Genomic DNA, 17345 nt, shown 5'->3' with positions numbered 1-17345 from the left:
GTCTTTTTAAAGTAATGGTTGCCATTGGCGGATAGTACTTTCTTCACTGAAGTGTTTTGCAAGCACGTGAAAATTTGGGTTTACTTCTAAGCTTAAAGAACTTTCAAACGCAGCCTCAATCTTTAGCGCGAGATCTTGAATGTTACGATCTTCTGCAAGATAGAACGCTTGGCATCCTAGAGATGTAAACTCAGGGAAAACGGTGTTGTTATACGTAATGCAAGTCAATCCACATTGTAATGCTTCTAAAATAGTGTTTCCAAGACCTTCTCCGTGGCTGGGAAACAGCAAAAATTTGTGTGTTTTATAGTGAGTAAATGGGTCTTTGACAAAACCTTCGAACTGGATCTGCACAGATCCTTTTTTTGCAAGCTCGGTTAATTGGCTTTTTATATGTGGCTCAACTGCGCCAACAAAAGTAATACGCTTGTTTTCTCTTGGAATATTGGATTTTCCAAGAGCCTCTACAGCATCAAATACCCCTTTACCTTCTTCTACGCGACCCACATGTATGAACTGATTTTGTTTTGGGCTAGTTTCTTGTGTATGACTTGAGTCGACAGGATTATAGATGGTTTTTACAGGCTTATCGTTAATTGGAAATATCGCTTTTACATTGTCATTAAGGTGGTCACTAATGGATACATAACTAGAGACACAACGATAAAACAGAGCATGAATCATGTCGGTTTTTGGTGATGACATCGTTGTTCCATGGCGTAATATGACTTTGCAGCCCAGCCCTTTAACGGCAAAGTAAATCGATTTTATTTCCGAAGTACCAAAAAAAACTAACGTGGATATTTTCTGCTGCTTTATTATCTGCCTCAGGCCGCTTATAAGCGCCAATCCTAATTTCGCTTTGAAATCTATACTGTAAGTCGGAAGCTCTTTTGATAACGCGGCTTGTTCTAGGTAGGTGTTCTTCCTACAAATCAATACTGTATTTACATTGTGGCGACGGAACATGCCGACATGCTTGATCGCATCTAGTTCCATTCCGCCTTGATAGTGCGAAAGGCAAACAATCGCGACATTTCTGTTCTTCATAGTGTACACGCGGTATTTTTGGTGATGGCTTTCAGTGAGAGGTTTAACGCTCCACGACTTTTTTCTATGAAAGCCATGGCATTAAGCCCGGCTTGCTGTGCGTCTTGCTCTGATGTTAAGAATACTGTCAAGCTATCGACCAAGTCCGTCGGACCTTGAATAATCTTGGTAGCATTAAGCTTGTGGAGCTCTTTTGTTATTTCCAGAAAGTTGTAATAGCTTGGACCAATAATCGTGGGTTTTCCTAATGCAGCTGGTTCCAACAGATTATGTCCACCCACTTTATTCCCCAATAAGCTACCACCTATAAAGCACACATTTGCTGCTTGCATCAATATCAGCATTTCGCCCATGGTATCACCCAAGTACACTTGTTGATCGCTAAAATCATGGATTGGTTGTGTTCTTCTTACGGTCTTTAAGCCTTCTGCTACACAAAGGTTAAACACGGCATCAAATCTTTCTGGGTGCCTCGGTACCAGTATTAGCAAGGCATTTGGTAATTTCTCTAATAGCTTTTTATGTGTATCTATGATTTTTTCATCTTCACCTAAGTGTGTACTGGCCGCTATCCAGATGGACCTCTCAATACCCATTTTGTCACGAAGAAGATTACCTTCTCTTACCGTGTTCTCTGTTACCTTGATGTCAAACTTAATTGAGCCAGTGACCTGAACCTTCTTATTGCTAACACCAAGCTTTACAAAGTTATCTGCGTCTTCGTCGTGTTGGCATAGCACTTGCGATATATGGTTTGCGATACCTGTAAATAAAGGCTGGATTTTTTTATACCCACGAAATGATTTATCTGACAGCCTTGCGTTCAGAACTGTAATGGGAATGCCTTTCTTTGATGTTGCGTGAATGGTGTTTGGCCATAATTCAGTTTCCACGATAATAAGCTGTGAAGGGTTAACTCTCTCTAAAAATCGTTGAACAGAAAAGGGAAAATCTACGGGAGCGTAACGGTGTGTGGCAAGGGCTGAAAGCTTTTCTGCTTGTTCTGCGCCCGTCGGGGTCGTGGTAGTGATCAATATTGGTGTATCGGGAACATTTTTTTTTAATTCTTTTATAAAAGGAGTCACCGCAAGGACTTCACCCACTGATACAGCGTGTATCCATATTGGGCTTACTTCACTATCCAATTTAGGCGTCAACCCAAAATGTTCTTTCCAGCGAGAACCGACAGATGGCTTGTTTTTGCGTTTCCGGAAAAGACCATAAAGTAATACTGGCGCGACTAATGTGAGTATGACGGTGTACAAGACTCTTGCGATCATGCTGAAGCCTTATTCGTTTCTAATGCGGATATCACGCGGCTAGGAGGCAACTCTGTTAAACACTTCATATGCCCATATGGGCAGGTCTTTTTGAAACATGGACGGCACTGAATGTCAGTGTGCAGCATGGTCAACTTGTCGGTTAACGGTGGCGTATACTTTGGTGAGCTTGACCCATAAATCGCAACAATATTACAGCCGACTGCAGCTGAGACATGCATTAGACCAGAATCGTTGCAGACAACGGTATCACAGGCTGCGAGTAAGTCCACGGCTTCAATTAAGCTCGTTTGTCCTGCCAGATCATGGCAATGCGCTTGAAGTGCTTCGGGCAAGGCGTTTCTAATCTTCTGAGTGACTTCTCTGTCTTTGGCAGATCCAAATAACCAAACTTGTTTGCCTTGTTCTATAACAAATTGTGCAACTTTCGCGTAGTAAGCGTCAGGCCACCGCTTTGCAGGACCGTATTCTGCGCCTGGGCAAAGACCAATTGCGATTCTTTCATCGGACAGGTTTAACCTAAGTAATGCGCTTCGCTGAGAGTCCGAATCTATCGTAAGTTTTGGTGTTGGGCACTGTGGCAAAACAACCGAATCTAGCATGGCATTTTTGCTGTGAGCGAGTGCGACATACCGCTCGACCATATATTGGAAAACTTTTCGATCAGGACGCAAATCGTTAAGCAACCCGTATCGCATTTCACCTTTCCAGCCAGTACGGTTCGGTATGCCCGCAAACCAAGGGATCAGTGCAGACTTCGCTGAATTAGGGAGGATGAAAGAGTGCGTATAGCCTTCTTGGGCTAGAGATTTACCTATTTTGCGTCGACCGAATAAATTAAACTCCCCGTGCCCCATAGGCATTTCTATGGCTCGGGATATCTCGGGCATACGTTCTAGGATGGGTTTACACCAGGCTGGAGCAAGTACGTCAATCGTGGCTTCCGGGTGCTGGATCTTCAATTCTGTGTACAGGCTTTGCGACATCACCATGTCGCCCACCCATGAAGGTCCAATAACCAAAATCTTCATATTGTTGCTCACCGATTTTTCTTCTAGTGCGATAGGATATCATCATTGAATCTTATCGCGAGATCATTTCTTACGGAAAGTATAGCGTCCAGATACCTTGCGCCATAACCCTAAGACATCCGTTCGCGGGAAGATAGCGATGCGACGAATTTGGGTTAAATCTTTATGGAATTCAACCGGACCACTGTTGGTGGCAACGGCGTATTGATAACCCACTTCTAACGCGATGTCTTTTGTTTTTTGGTTGTGATCGCCATAAGGGTAAGCAAAAGAGGTGAGAGGTTTGCCTATGATTGATTCCAGCTGAATCTTGTTTTCTAAGATTTCATATCGCTGCTCTTCAACGGAAAGTTGACTCAATTTGGGGTGCGTTAATGTGTGACCACCAATTTCAATGAACCCAGAATCTGCCATTGCCTTGATTTCGTCTTTGGTCATTAACTTGAACGGCTTATCTGGGTTTTCGTCTGCCTCTACATCCCAGCGATTGAAGGATTCTCCAGTGACCACATAGACGACAGCTTTGAATCCATATTTTTTTAAAAGTGGCAGCATCAGGTGGTAATTGTCTGAAAATCCATCATCGACAGTGATCATAACGTACCGTTTACCCGAAGCCAGTCTATCAATGGTTCGTCCCTTTGAGAGTTCCTCGAATGTGAGACTTTCGAAGCCCTTTCTTTTTAGCAGCTTTAGATGTTTCTCAAACATTTGGATATCAAGATACGGGCCACGCGTGCCTTTTTCTTCTTCGCTTTGAATAAAGCGATGGTACATGAGAACAGGCATCTCACTTTGGCGTGCCTGAACGTACGTTGTTTGGTACTCGTCTTCCAACTGGTCGACAACACGCTGAAGATCGTAGTTGGCTAAGATCGTTTCTTTTACGGCGACGTCACAATGAGTCTGGTTGATACCGAGCTTTATTTGATCGGTCAGCGCCGTAAAGTCGATGTCCAAAACCTTTGGTCCAATGTCACCAAAGTTAGTGGCCATAGCGTGGGGTAGGTTATCGCTTGTAACCAGACCAATTGAGATGGCCTCTCCAACGGCAAGGGTTGGTCGCCCACATAGCAACGATTCCATCGCGACTCTGCCAGCACCAATCACTAAGTCAGACTCTTTTAGCATCTTTGGTACGTCATTGGTGTAACCCGTAAAATTCACTTTATCTTTGAATGAGTCAAAGCGTTCGTCTGGCTCGGAACCAGAAACCACTCTAATGTCGTAAAGGTTGGAATCCAAACACTCAGATAGTAGTCGGTAACACAAATCACCTTTAGGTCCAGTTAATCGACCAATAACCGAGATGACAGGTTTGGTATTAGAGGGAGCACTCTGCCACGTAAAGTCGTCTGTTTCGATCCCATTGCGAGCGATCGTCAGCATGTCTTCCGGTACATCTAATTCTTCAATCAATTGCTTTTCAATTGCTTCGCATACAGGGAGGGCTTTGTTACCCATGGCATGAAAGCGTTTTCTTGAAGCGTGAACGGGCTGCCTACCGTGTACTGTTGTAATCATCGGTGTGTTGGTCAACTTACAGGCAATATGACAGCTCCAGCTGGAGGCTCTTGAATGCGCGTGTACTAACTGAATCTTGTATTTTCGAATGAGAAAGCAAAGGTATCCAACATGCCAGAAACGGCGTAATACACTGCGCTTATTAAAGCGCAGTTTAAAAAATTCACCCACATGCGGTTTGGTAAGAGTATCGGAGACATAAAATACGTTATGCCCCCTTTTTGATAGCTCGTTTCCTACGGTAGTCGCATAGACTTCGGCACCCGTCACCTCCAATTGTGACAGTGCCATTAGGATATTCATGCGTTTACAATTGCCATATATTCAGCGACACCTTCTGCCACCCTTTTAAACTCATGATCACAGCCTGCAGCGCGAAGATTAGACATGTCCGCTTGAGTGTATTCTTGGTAGGCGCCTTTCAAATGCTCAGGGAACGGAATCGTTTCAATTTCTCCTTTACCATGGAAAGCGATTACGGCTTTCGCCACTTCTTCAAAGGACTCTGCGTTGCCTGTACCAAGGTTGAAAATGCCGGATACCCCATTTTCTAAGAACCAAAGATTGACCGCTGCAACATCGCCAACATAAACAAAATCACGAATGAATTGCTCACTGCCTTCAAATAATTTTGGGTTTTCGCCTGCATTCATTTGATTATTTAGGTGGAAAGCAACGGACGCCATTGAGCCTTTGTGATCTTCACGAGGACCGTACACATTGAAATAGCGGAAGCCTGTTACTTGAGGCAGTGTTTCACCGTGTGCGGCCGCATCTTCCCAAACTTTGCGAACGTAATTATCGAATTGTTGTTTGGAGTAACCGTATACATTAAGGGCGCCTTCGTATTCTTTTTCTTCTTTGAAAACCGTAGTTTCGCCGTAAGTCGCAGCAGAAGAGGCATATAAGAAGGGGATTTCACGTTCTAAGCAGTAGTGAAGTAACTCTTTGGAATACTCATAGTTGTTGAGCATCATGTATTTGCCATCCCACTCAGTGGTGGCTGAGCAAGCGCCTTCATGAAATATCGCGTCAATAGGACCAAAGTTTTCACCCGACATGATTTGAACTAAAAAGTCATCACGATCCATGTAATCAGCGATATCAAGGTCAACGAGGTTTTTGAACTTTTTGCCGTTTTTTAAGTTATCTACAACTAGGATGTCGTTGATGCCTTGTTCGTTTAGGGCTTTGATAATGTTGCTGCCAATCATGCCAGCGCCGCCAGTTACAATGATCATGTTTTCACCAAGCTTTAAATTGAGTTGTTGCGAGTGTACCAAATAAGGCGCTAAAAAATACAGAGGCATAGCGCCTCTGTATTGTATTTTGTTCTTATTGATTTATACCTACGCTCCTCTATGGCTGAGGAACCGTATTCTTTCTTGTAAACCAAGGTGAGGCTGAATCTGTTAAGCTAAACAAGTCGTGTTCCTTATTGAGCTTTTGACCGCCGTCTCGAGTCAGAGGTTGCCAATCAAATTTCGCTCTATTGCGGCTTGGCTTTACTGTCATAACGTCGAATGGAATCGAGATATAAAACCCTTTGGTAAAGCTGCCTTCGCCAAATTCTTCTGAGGATAAATTGCTCAAGCTGGCGTAAGCGCCTACTATCACGCCACTTTTGAATTGCTTAGAGAAATCCCCACGAACACCCACATCCTGAGCGAGGTATTGACCAACATCAATCTTGAACAGAGTGTCATCCAGCCACGACCATTTTGGCATATAGTAACCCGAAACGAAGCCGGTATAGCCTTTGTCTAACACTTTGAATGAGCGACCATCTGCAGCACTGTATTGAGTTTCTTGCTGGTATACACCAAACCAACTATCGGGATCGCGCTGTGCAACAAGGTTGATGTCTGCACCAATAGCCCAGTTTTTTCCTCTTGGGCGATAAAGCCATTCCGTTCCCACACCAGCAAACATACTTTCTAGGTAACCTGCGTAAGTTTGTTGATAAATGCTGTCGCCGAAATTATCAAACCAAGTCAGTTGAAGCGTGTCCATTCTGACTGGGTTGTCGTGGAAATACATCCGACCCAATGATCGAACTCTAGGGGGAACCGTTGTGCCATCTGGTGGCACGATAAAGTTCAGTTCAGGGTAATTGTCGTATATATTGACTTGGATTGAGCTAGATGCTTGAAGCTGGTTTGTTAACCAATAACTGGCTTCACCACGAACACCGAGATTGAAAATATAAAACTCTTCGGGCTCTGCTATCGATTGACGTAGCGTTGGGGAAACGCCGTAATACAAGCGCTCTGAACCATCATGCACTTGTTGACCACGGACTTTAGTATCTTTACTGACGCTTGAGGCATCAGAAATATGTGGTTTGATGTAACTGACATTAGCAACGCGCTCGTATTCTTTTGCATCAATGTCGGCGGCTTCGGTTGCAATGTGCTGTTGCGTATTAATCACTTTATACGTGTTGATGGATTTGGGCAGTTGATTGCGCAAAACAGCAGCAGCGCGCTCGTGGGCGATCTCTGAGTCTCGATATTTAACTTGCTCACCAGAGATAATCACTGTCGTATCATCCACATGAATTTTAACACCCTCATAACCTGCGACCAGCGCAAGTTGTTTTTCGAGTGATTGCCAATCTACTTCATTGATATTTTCTGGCTGCTCATTGCTCGGGCGAGGTGTAGGTTCGTCACGCCATTGGGATGCCAGTTCATTGTAGTTGGTGCGAAGGCTGAACCCTGCAGAAACGGTATCTCCCCGTTCGTAGCTTAAGCGGAGATCAATATTTCGATGCGCGCGATAAATTAAGCCAACGTTTATGGGCGTGTGCTGAGTCATATCGACTTCGTAGAAATCCCCTGGTCGAAATCTTGTCGGGAAATCTTCAGAGTAATCATTGGTATCGTATTCCACTTTTAAGCGAAGTGGTTGATAGGGTGTTTGATATTCGACGCCACCATAGATGGCGGCAGGGCCTTTGAACCAGCGATGATAATCCACTTCGCCGCCAGTACCGCCAAAATCTTTTGGTCGCTCACAGAATTTGTCGTTGGCTTTGCAAAATGGATTGGTCACGTTGCCGTGCATGCCCATATAGCCCCAACCCATACCTAATGTGAAGTCAAATACACCGTAATCATTGGTGTAGAGCTTTTTGGATGCGGCGATGAACTCGCCATCAAACAAGCCAGTGCCGCCAAAGTCTCGGACACCCACAGCTACTTCCGGTAACCAACGGCTTTCTTCCAATAAACGGAATTTAAAATCGATGCCTTTATCCAGATAAGGGCTGTCCCCACTGAACTCTTGGGCACCCATCCGCTTGTTTGGCACGATCGCGTAGCGAATGGTCGCTTCGAACCATGGAAAAAGAGCGATTGATGCATTGTACATGCGATATTCATGGTTGATGTTTGCGCTTAAATTGAATTCTCCTTCCGGTGCCATTCTCCCTGTTGGCATCTTGATGAGACCAACACCGCCAAAGTCCATTTGGGATGGCGTGTAAGAGGCAGGTTGGAATACAGTGTCTGAAGACTCTGCGTTAGCGTAAAACGCAGCGAATAGAGAAAGGGTTAGCATTGATTGGCGAAACATCATTTATCCACCGCGTATCTAAGAAGTTGAGCTATGTCTTTGTTTGTTTCCGGAGTATTACTGGAACCAATGAATATCTTTGAGCCGGGGCTTACGTAATAGCGCTTTGGTTGCCAATAACCCAGCTTTGCATGAATGAGGTCACCATTGGCATGAATAATATAGGTTTGATCTAAATCGCCAAGCTCAGAGAGCTCAAGGTTATCTAAATAAGCGGTGATGTCTTGACCGTTTAATAACGGGGTATGAGTCGGATTTTTAACGTACCCTAAAATGCGAACTTGATTGCTTCGTGGGGAGACATAAAAATCATAGCGCCCAGAAAGCAAGGGGTTCAATTCGGGTTTTAGCCGAACGAGATCGTTATCTAGGCTTACCCATTCGCGACCAACGAAATGCATCGCTTTAAGTTGATTCAGAAGGTTTAGGCTTTGTTCAGAGTTCTCACGAGTGAGGCGTTTAAATATTGAATGTTTAAGGCTGTCAACTTTGGCTTGCTGCTTAGTACTCGCCAATACACCACCTTCAAAAAACAACGCTTCTTTACTTTGTGCTTGTGTGTCTGCTATGACCTGGGATAGCTGACTTGGCAACATATAATTTAGATTTAATTTTTGGTTGGGAAGGTGTACTGTCAGTTGATGTGATGACGCTAAGGTACTAAATACCAGTGTACAGGCAAGCAAGGTATTTAGTAGGGAGATAAGTAAAGTTCTCATAATAAGGCTACCTTGCTGGCGCAAACGTTTTCAATATGGTCATTTCGAATTTATTCATATTTGGACCGATATACTGAATCGATTTCATTGTTTCACCTGCATCGGTAATCCAGTAACTATTGGTAAAGGCTTCATTTAGCTCACCAAAATTGACGTGTTCATCAATTTTATTGGTTTCCAGCGTCCACTGGTTTGTGCTTATCGCTTCTCTTTTTATGAACGTTGAATTTACCGATGCACTAAATTGGTAGCGATTGTCAGGGGACCAATCATAAACAGCGCTCCATTGGCTATCTGTGATGATGCCCGTTGAGATACCTTTACCCGTAATATTGATGAGATTACTGCCGTCAAATCCTAGCGTTTTTACGATTCGACCTTGTTCCGTTGCTATCATAGACCCATCTGCAGACGCCCATTTTAGCTGAGTATTACCTGTTGTCGGATTTAAGTCAGCAAATGCTAATACCATGAATACTTGGCGACCGTCATTGATGCGCACATAGGTACTGGCGTACGGGAGGCTGGAAATTTCTTCTTGGCTAAGTGTGACATCATCAGAAGCTGAAAAGGCTTCGGATAAGCTGCTGCCCACATCGTTCATTTTCTGAGTACAGCCTAGTAAGAAAGAAACCACAGAAAGGTAAATCAATGTACGCAATGAAAAATTTGAAAGCACAGTCGTATGATCCTACAGATAAAAAATCGCCCTGAACCAGTCAGGGCGATTGCATAGCGATATCAGATTACTGAGATACAGACGTAGACGTTGTACCTGAATCTGCAACTGCAACTGCAACTACAGCAGCAGCAGCAACGCCACCAACGATTGCAGTTGTAGTACCTACTGCAGCACCAGTAGCGCCAGCGCCACCTGCAGCACCTCCACCTGAAGCGGCTGTTGAGCTGCTTTCGCCAGCAGCAAAAGCGTTACCTGCAGCACCTAGTGCAACCAGCATTGCTAGAGCGATATGTTTCATTATTTATCCTTACTTATTTACATCGATGTAATGAGGTGATGAAATTCTCCTCAAGGCTATTCTAGTGTACACACTCGGATAAAGTAAATAATCAGTATGCAGATCAGACCATATTTAACGAAGAAAGTTGAAATGCATTGTTTAATGTATGGTCTCATGAGGCACTAATCATTAAGCCATTGAATAATATATTCGGAGTATAGTGTGAAAACAAAAGTGAAAATAGTTCTAGGCGCTCTAGATCTGTTTAATGAGCATGGCGAACGAAATGTGACTACCAACCATATCGCAGAACACCTTTCCATGAGCCCTGGTAATCTCTATTACCACTTTCGCAACAAAGAGGAAATTGTTCGAGGTATTTTTAAGCTTTACGAGGAAGAGTTACTTTGCCAGTTTTCGCCAAGTATTGATTCGAAAGATGCAGTGAGCCTTTTTGAGCATTACATGAACAGCATTTTTGCTTTAATGTGGAGGTTCCGTTTTTTTTACTCCAATCTCCCTGACATTCTCGCTCGAGACCCAAAATTACATCGCGACTATTTATCTGTGCAAGAGCAGTTGCGTGCGAATTTGCTTTTGATATGCAACTCCTTCCAATCGTTAAATTTGATTAATATTGATGAGACGGAAAAGAGCGATCTGCTCACGACTGTTCATTTTATTGCGACAAACTGGTTTAGCTATCAAAGTGCCATAACCGCGCATGAAAAAGTCACAGAACAAGATGTCGCCAACGGGATAAGGCAAATGGTGAGTGTGATGAAGCCTCATGCTACGGTGGCAGGTAAAGATATTTTAAATCAATTCGTTAGGTGCTTGTAAATAAGTGGAAATTCTTAGGTGAATATGAGCGGTGGGCGCTCCTTTTACAACATTCCGTTGAAGGGTTTAATACAATATTTCTAATGCTGATTTATGAACTGTCATTCCATATCTAATTACTAAACAGTAAGTTACATTTTATTACCAATGGTATTCCATGTGGAACTATAGCTTGCTACTGGGCTTAGTTGTCATTTCCTAAATATATGACGCTTTTTTATCAGTTTACAGAGCTACTTCGTTGAGATTTGATTCTCGTTGTGGATAATGGTGTCGCAATAATAGGGCTTGACTGAAAAACAACAACATTAGCCCTAATTAAACACTCATTCGATAGATGAAAACGCAATGTGGCTATGCGTGTGCTAATGGGCGGTAGCGTGCTTAAACACCAAGCTTTGTTGCGTTAGGACAATCATTCCCGTGAATAAAACTCAGTTCAACTCTTTGTTTACCCCCTTTAAGCCAATTGGTTATTTAGTGGTATTTTTACCACTGAGCATGACTTCATTTTCTTCCTACGCTTCTCCTTGGCTTGAAGCTAAAGATCCCTTTTTACGTTCTGATGTAACGCTCCTTTCTGATGCTGGTTTGTTGCAGTCTTCAGTCAATCATTATCCTTTACGATGGGCCTCTATTGGCGATGATTTAGATAAATCGCATTATGAGAATGAAAGTCTTGCCCGAGCCAATGCACATGTGAGTTATGCTTTAAATTCAGCCAAGTATTCAAGGGGCAATCGTTCGGCTAAAGTTGTGATCGGAAACGAACCTTCTCCTTCCGTTGGTTTTGGGCAATTTAATCAAGATGAATGGGGTGCTTACGCATCTTATGAAGCATTGGAGAATAGCTTCGCTTTTCGAGTTTCAACAGGTTACGCAAAGCAAAATGGCGATGATCAGTTTGTTTGGGATGATAGCTACTTGTCTCTCAATGCTGGAGCCTGGTTGTTCTCTATTGGCAAGTTAGATAAATGGTGGGGGCAAGGTTGGCAACACAATCTGGTACTGGGCAGTTCTAGCTCGTCAACTGCGGATCTGAGTGCGAGTTATATCGGTAAAAATGCCTTTTTAGGTGGTTGGAGTGCAGAAGCGATTGTGGGCTTTGCTGATGATGCAAGTTTTGAACGGTTCAGTGTTTCACGGTTCACCTCCAAGCCTTTGGATTGGTTGGATCTAGGTGTTACTTATCAAACTTGGTTTGACGGAACAAAGATTAATAATGGGGATAAGCAGCTTGCTGTCGATGCGAAAGCCTCTTTGCCATCATTTGAGCATTTATACCATTCTATTTATGCAGAAATTGCTTCAACCCATGATATTGCTGAAGCTGGTGCTTATCTTTACGGTTGGACAGGTCAACTTGACGCATTTAGCCATACTTGGCGCTTAGTGCTTGAAAGGCAGGAGTCTACAGAAGCTAAAGAGAACGATAGTGCCCAAGGGTGGACAAATGGTATGTACCCTTCATCTCACGATGGGATATCTCGCAATACGTATTCACTAGACAAAAGCACATCCGCCTCTCTCTATCTTCAAATGGAAAATGACCACAAGCTTAGTGTTGTATTACAGGACTCGTATCAAGACCAAAATCGATACAAAAATACCAATGTCACTTATCAATTCCCTGCAGTGGCGGGAATGGTACACGCTGGTATTGGATACAGCCAACAGGCTGGGGATAAAACAGAAAACTCAACGTCTTTCTGGACCGGGTACGAGTTTCGATTCTAAATGATGAGTTTCGACCTCGAGTACCTCGCTTCGATTTTTACAATGACAACTATCTTTCTACAAGCGGTCAGCACCTAAATTTTCGCTGACACATAAAAGTGAAGTTAACCATGCACAACATCTTTAAGACTCCGTTTCTTGCGTTTTGCATCTCAGCATTGAGCGCCAATGCAATTGCAAATACACCAACACCCGCGCAAATGGCTCAGTTTAAGAGTTTACCTAAAGCGCAGCAGGAGCAGTTGGCACGCCAATACGGTATTGATTTAAGCGTACTCCAGAGCGCAGGACAGCCTAGTCAAGACATAGGCTCAAATAACTCTCAGGTGCCTGAGCGTACTCTTCCGATAAAAAATTCAGAAAATGGTGTGACAAGTTACGAAGAGCAAGATGGTCTTAAGCACTTCGGCTACGACGTATTGTTAGGTGAACCTCAAGGGTTTACGCCTACGGACACACTACCAGTTCCATTAGATTATGTTATGGAGCCGGGCGATGAGATTAAAGTTCAGCTTTACGGTAAGACCAACCAAGAGTATCAATTAAAATTAGATCGAGAGGGAAAGGTATACTTCCCTGAATTCGGGCCATTGACTGTAGCAGGGCAGACTTTCTCTCAAGTACGTACGCAAGTAACGCAACTTGTTGAGCAAAAAGTGCTAGGCGTTGATGTGGCTGTCACTATGGGTAACATGCGCACAATGCAAGTTTATATTGTGGGTGAAACCAATCAGCCCGGTGCGTACAACGTGAATGGATTGACCACGATAACTCAAGCACTTGTTGCGAGTGGCGGGGTTAAAGAGTCGGGCAGCCTCCGTAAGATACAGCTTAAGCGGAAAGGCGAAACAGTCGCGACTCTCGATCTTTATGATCTTCTTATTAGCGGAAACACCTCTTCTGATGTACGTTTACTTGCAGGTGATACGTTGTTTATTCCAGCTAAATCATCGAGTATTGAAATCGACGGTGAAGTACTTCGCCCTGCTATTTATGAGCTTGGTGGTGCAACAACATTATCAGATGTGATTAAGCTTGCTGGTGGTGTTTTACCTCAAGGGTATTTATCGAAAATTAATGTTCGACGCCAGACATCTCAAGGGCAAGAGCAATTTACTTTGGACTTAACGAAGGCTTCTGGTCGTGATTTTTCTATAAAATCAGGCGACAAAATAGAAATTGCACCTTCTTCCAGTAACCTAAAAGGGGCAGTCGCAGTACGTGGTGAAGTAATTCGCCAAGGTGCATTGAGCTACCGAAAAGGCATGCGCGTGTCTGATGTGATCAGCTCCGCTAACGATGATCTTAAACTGAATGCTGATTTGACTTATGCATTGATTGTACGAGAAGTGAATGCCAACCGTGATATTGAAGTGATTCAGTTTAACTTAGGGCAAGTGCTAAAAAATCGCCGTTCTACTGAGAATATCAAATTAAAAGAACGTGATCAGATCTTTGTGTTTGATAATGGGCTTGAACTGGACTACTGGTATGGCGAGCAAAAGAATCAAAAAGTAGAAAGTAAAGAGAAGCTTACTGAAAAACACCAGGAATTGGTTGATGAAGAAACAGGCGCAGTTGTACTGAATGAGCAAGTGAATGAAATTGCTGTTCAAGATGTTGATACAGTAGCCAAAGCAGATAACATCAAGCAATCTAGCCGCGAACAATTACTTAACCCTATTATTGAGCGCTTAAAAGCCCAGTCAAGCTTCAAAAAGCCTGCGAAGTTGGTGGAAGTCTCGGGTGCAGTCAAGTTCCCTGGGACTTACCCGCTGCCTGCGGGCGAAACGTTGGAGAAAATCATAGAAGCTGCAGGTGGTTTAAGTGAGCGAGCTTACCTCACTCAAGCTGAGATAACGCGTAGCCAAAGAGTGGGGGAAAGCTTTGAGTCACGCCATATTCCGTTTTCTTTGCGTGATGCACTCAATGGTGATTCTAACTTAGAACTTCAAGCTCAAGATCATGTAGTTATTAAAACTCAACCAAACTGGCAGCAAGATATGGTGATTGAGCTACAAGGCGAAGTCGTTTTCCCAGGGAAATACACTTTTCAACGTGGCGAAACATTGAGTGATGTGATTAACCGAGCAGGTGGGTTAACAGAATATGCCTATGCAAAAGGTGCAGTATTTAGCCGTGTCAGGCTTAAGCGACAGGAGCAAGAGCGCTTACGATTATTGAATATGCAGCTCAAGCAAGAAATTGGCAATCTAGCACTGAGACGCCAAAATTCCGCTGCGACTTACACTACGCCTCCAGTTCAGGCAATGGAAATTGCAGAAGAGCTCTCTAAAACAGAGGCTGTTGGTCGTTTGGTGATTAACTTGCCTGAAGCTATGGACGAAGACCCAATCTCGGACCTTATGCTAGAAAAAGGCGACAAGCTTTATATTCCAGCCAAAAACCCAACCATTAGCGTTATGGGGGAGGTTCAATACTCGTCTAACCATACATTCCGCCCTGATATGACAGTGGAAGAGTATTTAGAGTCGGCTGGTGGTACGAAAAAACAAGCGGACACAGACCGTATTTATATTGTAAGAGCGGACGGTTCCGTAATGCTGCCAAATAATTCTTTCTGGTTTAGCCGCAAAGACAAGCCACTGGCACCAGGTGACACCATTATTGTACCGATTGATACGGATTACCTAGATGGTTTAAGCACACTCACATCTGCAACGCAGATCCTGTACCAAATCGGTGTTGCTTGGAAAGCTATTTCAGACTAATCAAACGATTAAAACTTTTCTCAAAATATGCATCTGGAGCGTGATTAATTTCGCGCTCTCTTTTTAGGTAACACTATGAATCAACAATTGCCGCCAAACCAACCGTACCCACCTTACTATCCTCAGCCTCCAGCTACAGAAAATGACGAAATTGATTTAAGAGAACTCTTTTCAGCACTGTGGAAAGGGAAGTGGGTAATTATTCTGACTACTCTTATATTTGCTGCTAGTTCAGCGTTTTATGCGTTGAGTCTACCAAATATCTACAAATCAGATGCTCTTCTCGCTCCAGCGGAAACTTCTAACGGTGGTGGTCTATCCAAAATGGCCGGTCAGCTTGGCGGATTGGCTTCTTTAGCGGGAGTAAGTCTTGGTAGCGGTGAAGCATCACAAACGGATTTAGCTGTACAGGTCATGAAGTCTCGCCAATTTGTAGAAGCATTTATTAATAAGCATAACTTACTAGTTCCTCTTATGGCTGTGAAAGAATGGGATCTTGTGGGCAACGAACTTGTCATAGATGAAGAGTATTACAATCCAGCAACAGAGGAATGGCTACGTGAGCCGAAAGGTTTACGTGGCGCTAAACCTACGGCACAAGAAGCATTTAGTAAATTTAACAAGGAAGTTTTCAGCGTAAGTCAAAACAAAGAAAGTGGTTTATATACTATATCTGTTAAGCATTTCTCACCTTATATTGCACAGCAGTGGGTTAATTGGTTGTTGGAAGATATTAACCAAGTCATGCGGGAACGAACGATCGCGGAAACATCTCAAAATCTAATCTACTTGAACACTCAGTTAGAGAAAACTTCCTTAGCAGATATGCAAAGCACTTTTTATAAGCTTATTGAAGAGCAGACTAAGAGCTTAATGCTGGCTGAAGTGCAACAGGAATTTATCTTTAAGGTTGTTGACCCTGCTGTAGTGCCAGAGCTAAAAGACGGACCAAAACGCGCACTAATTTGTGTATTAGGTGCATTGCTTGGTGGCATGCTGGGTGTTGTTATTGTGTTAGTGCGTGTTGCAGGGAAAAATCATGAACATGCCCATTTTAAAAGGGATTGAGGTAGGTTGAGTTCGCATTTTTTGCCTCTCGCTAGAGAGCGGTATCACAGGTCACCCTTTTTCCTAACGATCGAGTTGAAGATCATTTTCAGTGTTTTTTAATACCTCCCTATGAAAATTTGGAGGTCAACCAATGAGTCATTCTTACCCATTTATGCATTTCGATAACATCAAAGATTATCGCCAACAAGGAAAGGTCGAGCACAAGTTAACAGATATCATTTTGTTAACAATATGTGCCGTTCTTTCAGGTCAAGATGATTGGAAAGCGATTCAATTGTTTGGAGAAGCCCGTATAGATTTCTTAAAAACACTAGGCGATTTTCGTCATGGCGTTCCGCCGGCTTCGATAATATCTCGAGTGAGGGGAATGGTCAGTGCACCTCGTTTGCAAAAGAGTTTTATAGAGTGGATAGAAGCCTGCTGTGAAGTGACAAAAGGTGAAGTAGTCGCGATTGATGGTAAGACAGTACGAGGCTCTTATGACAATTCTCAAGGGTTAGGTGCTATCCATATGGTTAATGCTTTTGCGACGGAAAATGGTGTGAGTCTTGGTCAACATAAAGTCTACGAGAAATCGAATGAGATCACCGCAATCCCAGACTTACTAGAGCTGCTGAACGTTGCAGGCTGTTTAGTGAGCATAGACGCGATGGGGTGTCAAAAGAAGATAGCCCAAAAGATAGTGAATAAGAGCGCGGACTATTTATTGTCGGTCTGTAGTGGTACGTTGAATTTGGCCACCTGATTAGAGGTGTTAAGATGCACCTCATAGCATGACAGGTAAAACTATGACCAAGCGTACCAGACGCACTTTCAG

General features: G+C 43.4%; 13 protein-coding genes and 1 pseudogene. 5 read left to right on the top strand and 9 right to left on the bottom strand.

What is annotated here, in order from left to right:
• Positions 1-6: 6 nt before the first annotated feature.
• The 9 genes from CW749_RS07710 to CW749_RS07670 form a co-directional block, all read right to left on the bottom strand.
• The gene (locus CW749_RS07710; RefSeq protein WP_101111450.1) at positions 7-1050 is read right to left on the bottom strand and encodes a glycosyltransferase; all 1044 of its coding nucleotides are present in this window, start codon (positions 1048-1050) and stop codon (positions 7-9) included.
• Entirely contained in the window at positions 1047-2330 is a 1284-nt protein-coding gene (gene waaA / locus CW749_RS07705; protein WP_101111449.1) for a lipid IV(A) 3-deoxy-D-manno-octulosonic acid transferase, read from the bottom strand. The genes CW749_RS07710 and waaA overlap by 4 nt, the downstream gene beginning before the upstream one ends.
• The gene (gene waaF, locus CW749_RS07700) at positions 2327-3361 is read right to left on the bottom strand and encodes a lipopolysaccharide heptosyltransferase II (protein ID WP_101111475.1); all 1035 of its coding nucleotides are present in this window, start codon (positions 3359-3361) and stop codon (positions 2327-2329) included. The genes waaA and waaF overlap by 4 nt, the downstream gene beginning before the upstream one ends.
• A 63-nt stretch (positions 3362-3424) precedes the next feature.
• Positions 3425-5188, bottom strand: a complete 1764-nt coding sequence (locus CW749_RS07695) for a polysaccharide deacetylase family protein (RefSeq protein ID WP_101111448.1) — start codon at positions 5186-5188, stop codon at positions 3425-3427.
• On the bottom strand, positions 5185-6126 hold the full coding sequence (rfaD, locus tag CW749_RS07690; RefSeq protein ID WP_101111474.1) for an ADP-glyceromanno-heptose 6-epimerase: 942 nt from the start codon (positions 6124-6126) through the stop codon (positions 5185-5187). The genes CW749_RS07695 and rfaD overlap by 4 nt, the downstream gene beginning before the upstream one ends.
• Before the next feature lie 118 nt (positions 6127-6244).
• Positions 6245-8467: a YjbH domain-containing protein gene (locus CW749_RS07685; protein WP_101111447.1), complete on the bottom strand. Its 2223-nt coding sequence runs from the start codon at positions 8465-8467 to the stop codon at positions 6245-6247.
• The gene (locus tag CW749_RS07680) at positions 8464-9183 is read right to left on the bottom strand and encodes a capsule biosynthesis GfcC D2 domain-containing protein (RefSeq protein WP_101111446.1); all 720 of its coding nucleotides are present in this window, start codon (positions 9181-9183) and stop codon (positions 8464-8466) included. The genes CW749_RS07685 and CW749_RS07680 overlap by 4 nt, the downstream gene beginning before the upstream one ends.
• Before the next feature lie 7 nt (positions 9184-9190).
• Positions 9191-9862 carry a YjbF family lipoprotein gene (locus tag CW749_RS07675; protein WP_101111445.1) on the bottom strand — a complete coding sequence of 224 codons (672 nt, stop codon included), beginning with the start codon at positions 9860-9862 and terminating at the stop codon, positions 9191-9193.
• 67 nt (positions 9863-9929) lie between these two features.
• Positions 9930-10163 (bottom strand): hypothetical protein, encoded by a 234-nt coding sequence (locus CW749_RS07670; RefSeq protein ID WP_004405459.1) that lies wholly within the window; start codon positions 10161-10163, stop codon positions 9930-9932.
• A 204-nt stretch (positions 10164-10367) separates the two neighbouring features.
• Here CW749_RS07670 and CW749_RS07665 point away from each other — a divergent pair, with 204 nt between their 5' ends.
• From CW749_RS07665 to CW749_RS07645, 5 genes and pseudogenes are all read left to right on the top strand, one after another.
• Positions 10368-10988: a TetR/AcrR family transcriptional regulator gene (locus CW749_RS07665; RefSeq protein WP_101111444.1), complete on the top strand. Its 621-nt coding sequence runs from the start codon at positions 10368-10370 to the stop codon at positions 10986-10988.
• A 423-nt stretch (positions 10989-11411) separates the two neighbouring features.
• A complete protein-coding gene (locus tag CW749_RS07660) occupies positions 11412-12725 on the top strand; it encodes a capsule assembly Wzi family protein (protein ID WP_101111443.1) in 1314 nt (437 codons plus the stop codon).
• A 110-nt stretch (positions 12726-12835) separates the two neighbouring features.
• Positions 12836-15457 carry an SLBB domain-containing protein gene (locus CW749_RS07655; RefSeq protein ID WP_101111442.1) on the top strand — a complete coding sequence of 874 codons (2622 nt, stop codon included), beginning with the start codon at positions 12836-12838 and terminating at the stop codon, positions 15455-15457.
• Between the two features lie 75 nt (positions 15458-15532).
• Positions 15533-16525 carry a Wzz/FepE/Etk N-terminal domain-containing protein gene (locus CW749_RS07650; RefSeq protein WP_101111441.1) on the top strand — a complete coding sequence of 331 codons (993 nt, stop codon included), beginning with the start codon at positions 15533-15535 and terminating at the stop codon, positions 16523-16525.
• Positions 16526-16658: 133 nt separating this feature from the next.
• Positions 16659-17243, top strand: a pseudogene (locus CW749_RS07645) (ISAs1 family transposase); the annotation flags it as partial.
• Positions 17244-17345: the final 102 nt, after the last annotated feature.

The organism is Vibrio sp. vnigr-6D03, assembly GCF_002835515.1.
In the GTDB taxonomy this organism is placed as follows: Bacteria; Pseudomonadota; Gammaproteobacteria; order Enterobacterales; family Vibrionaceae; genus Vibrio; species Vibrio penaeicida.
Note: the sequence above shows the minus strand (reverse complement) of the source record. Positions and strands in the feature narration are given on the sequence as shown.

Excerpts from the sequence above, each read along its gene's own strand:
- rfaD (WP_101111474.1), bottom strand. The coding sequence starts at position 6,126 with ATGATCATTGTAACTGGCGGCGCTGGCATGATTGGCAGCAACATTATC.
- CW749_RS07680 (WP_101111446.1), bottom strand. The coding sequence starts at position 9,183 with ATGAGAACTTTACTTATCTCCCTACTAAATACCTTGCTTGCCTGTACA.
- CW749_RS07650 (WP_101111441.1), top strand. The coding sequence starts at position 15,533 with ATGAATCAACAATTGCCGCCAAACCAACCGTACCCACCTTACTATCCT.
- CW749_RS07670 (WP_004405459.1), bottom strand. The coding sequence starts at position 10,163 with ATGAAACATATCGCTCTAGCAATGCTGGTTGCACTAGGTGCTGCAGGT.
- CW749_RS07695 (WP_101111448.1), bottom strand. The coding sequence starts at position 5,188 with ATGAATATCCTAATGGCACTGTCACAATTGGAGGTGACGGGTGCCGAA.
- CW749_RS07685 (WP_101111447.1), bottom strand. The coding sequence starts at position 8,467 with ATGATGTTTCGCCAATCAATGCTAACCCTTTCTCTATTCGCTGCGTTT.
- CW749_RS07710 (WP_101111450.1), bottom strand. The coding sequence starts at position 1,050 with ATGAAGAACAGAAATGTCGCGATTGTTTGCCTTTCGCACTATCAAGGC.
- waaA (WP_101111449.1), bottom strand. The coding sequence starts at position 2,330 with ATGATCGCAAGAGTCTTGTACACCGTCATACTCACATTAGTCGCGCCA.
- waaF (WP_101111475.1), bottom strand. The coding sequence starts at position 3,361 with ATGAAGATTTTGGTTATTGGACCTTCATGGGTGGGCGACATGGTGATG.
- CW749_RS07655 (WP_101111442.1), top strand. The coding sequence starts at position 12,836 with ATGCACAACATCTTTAAGACTCCGTTTCTTGCGTTTTGCATCTCAGCA.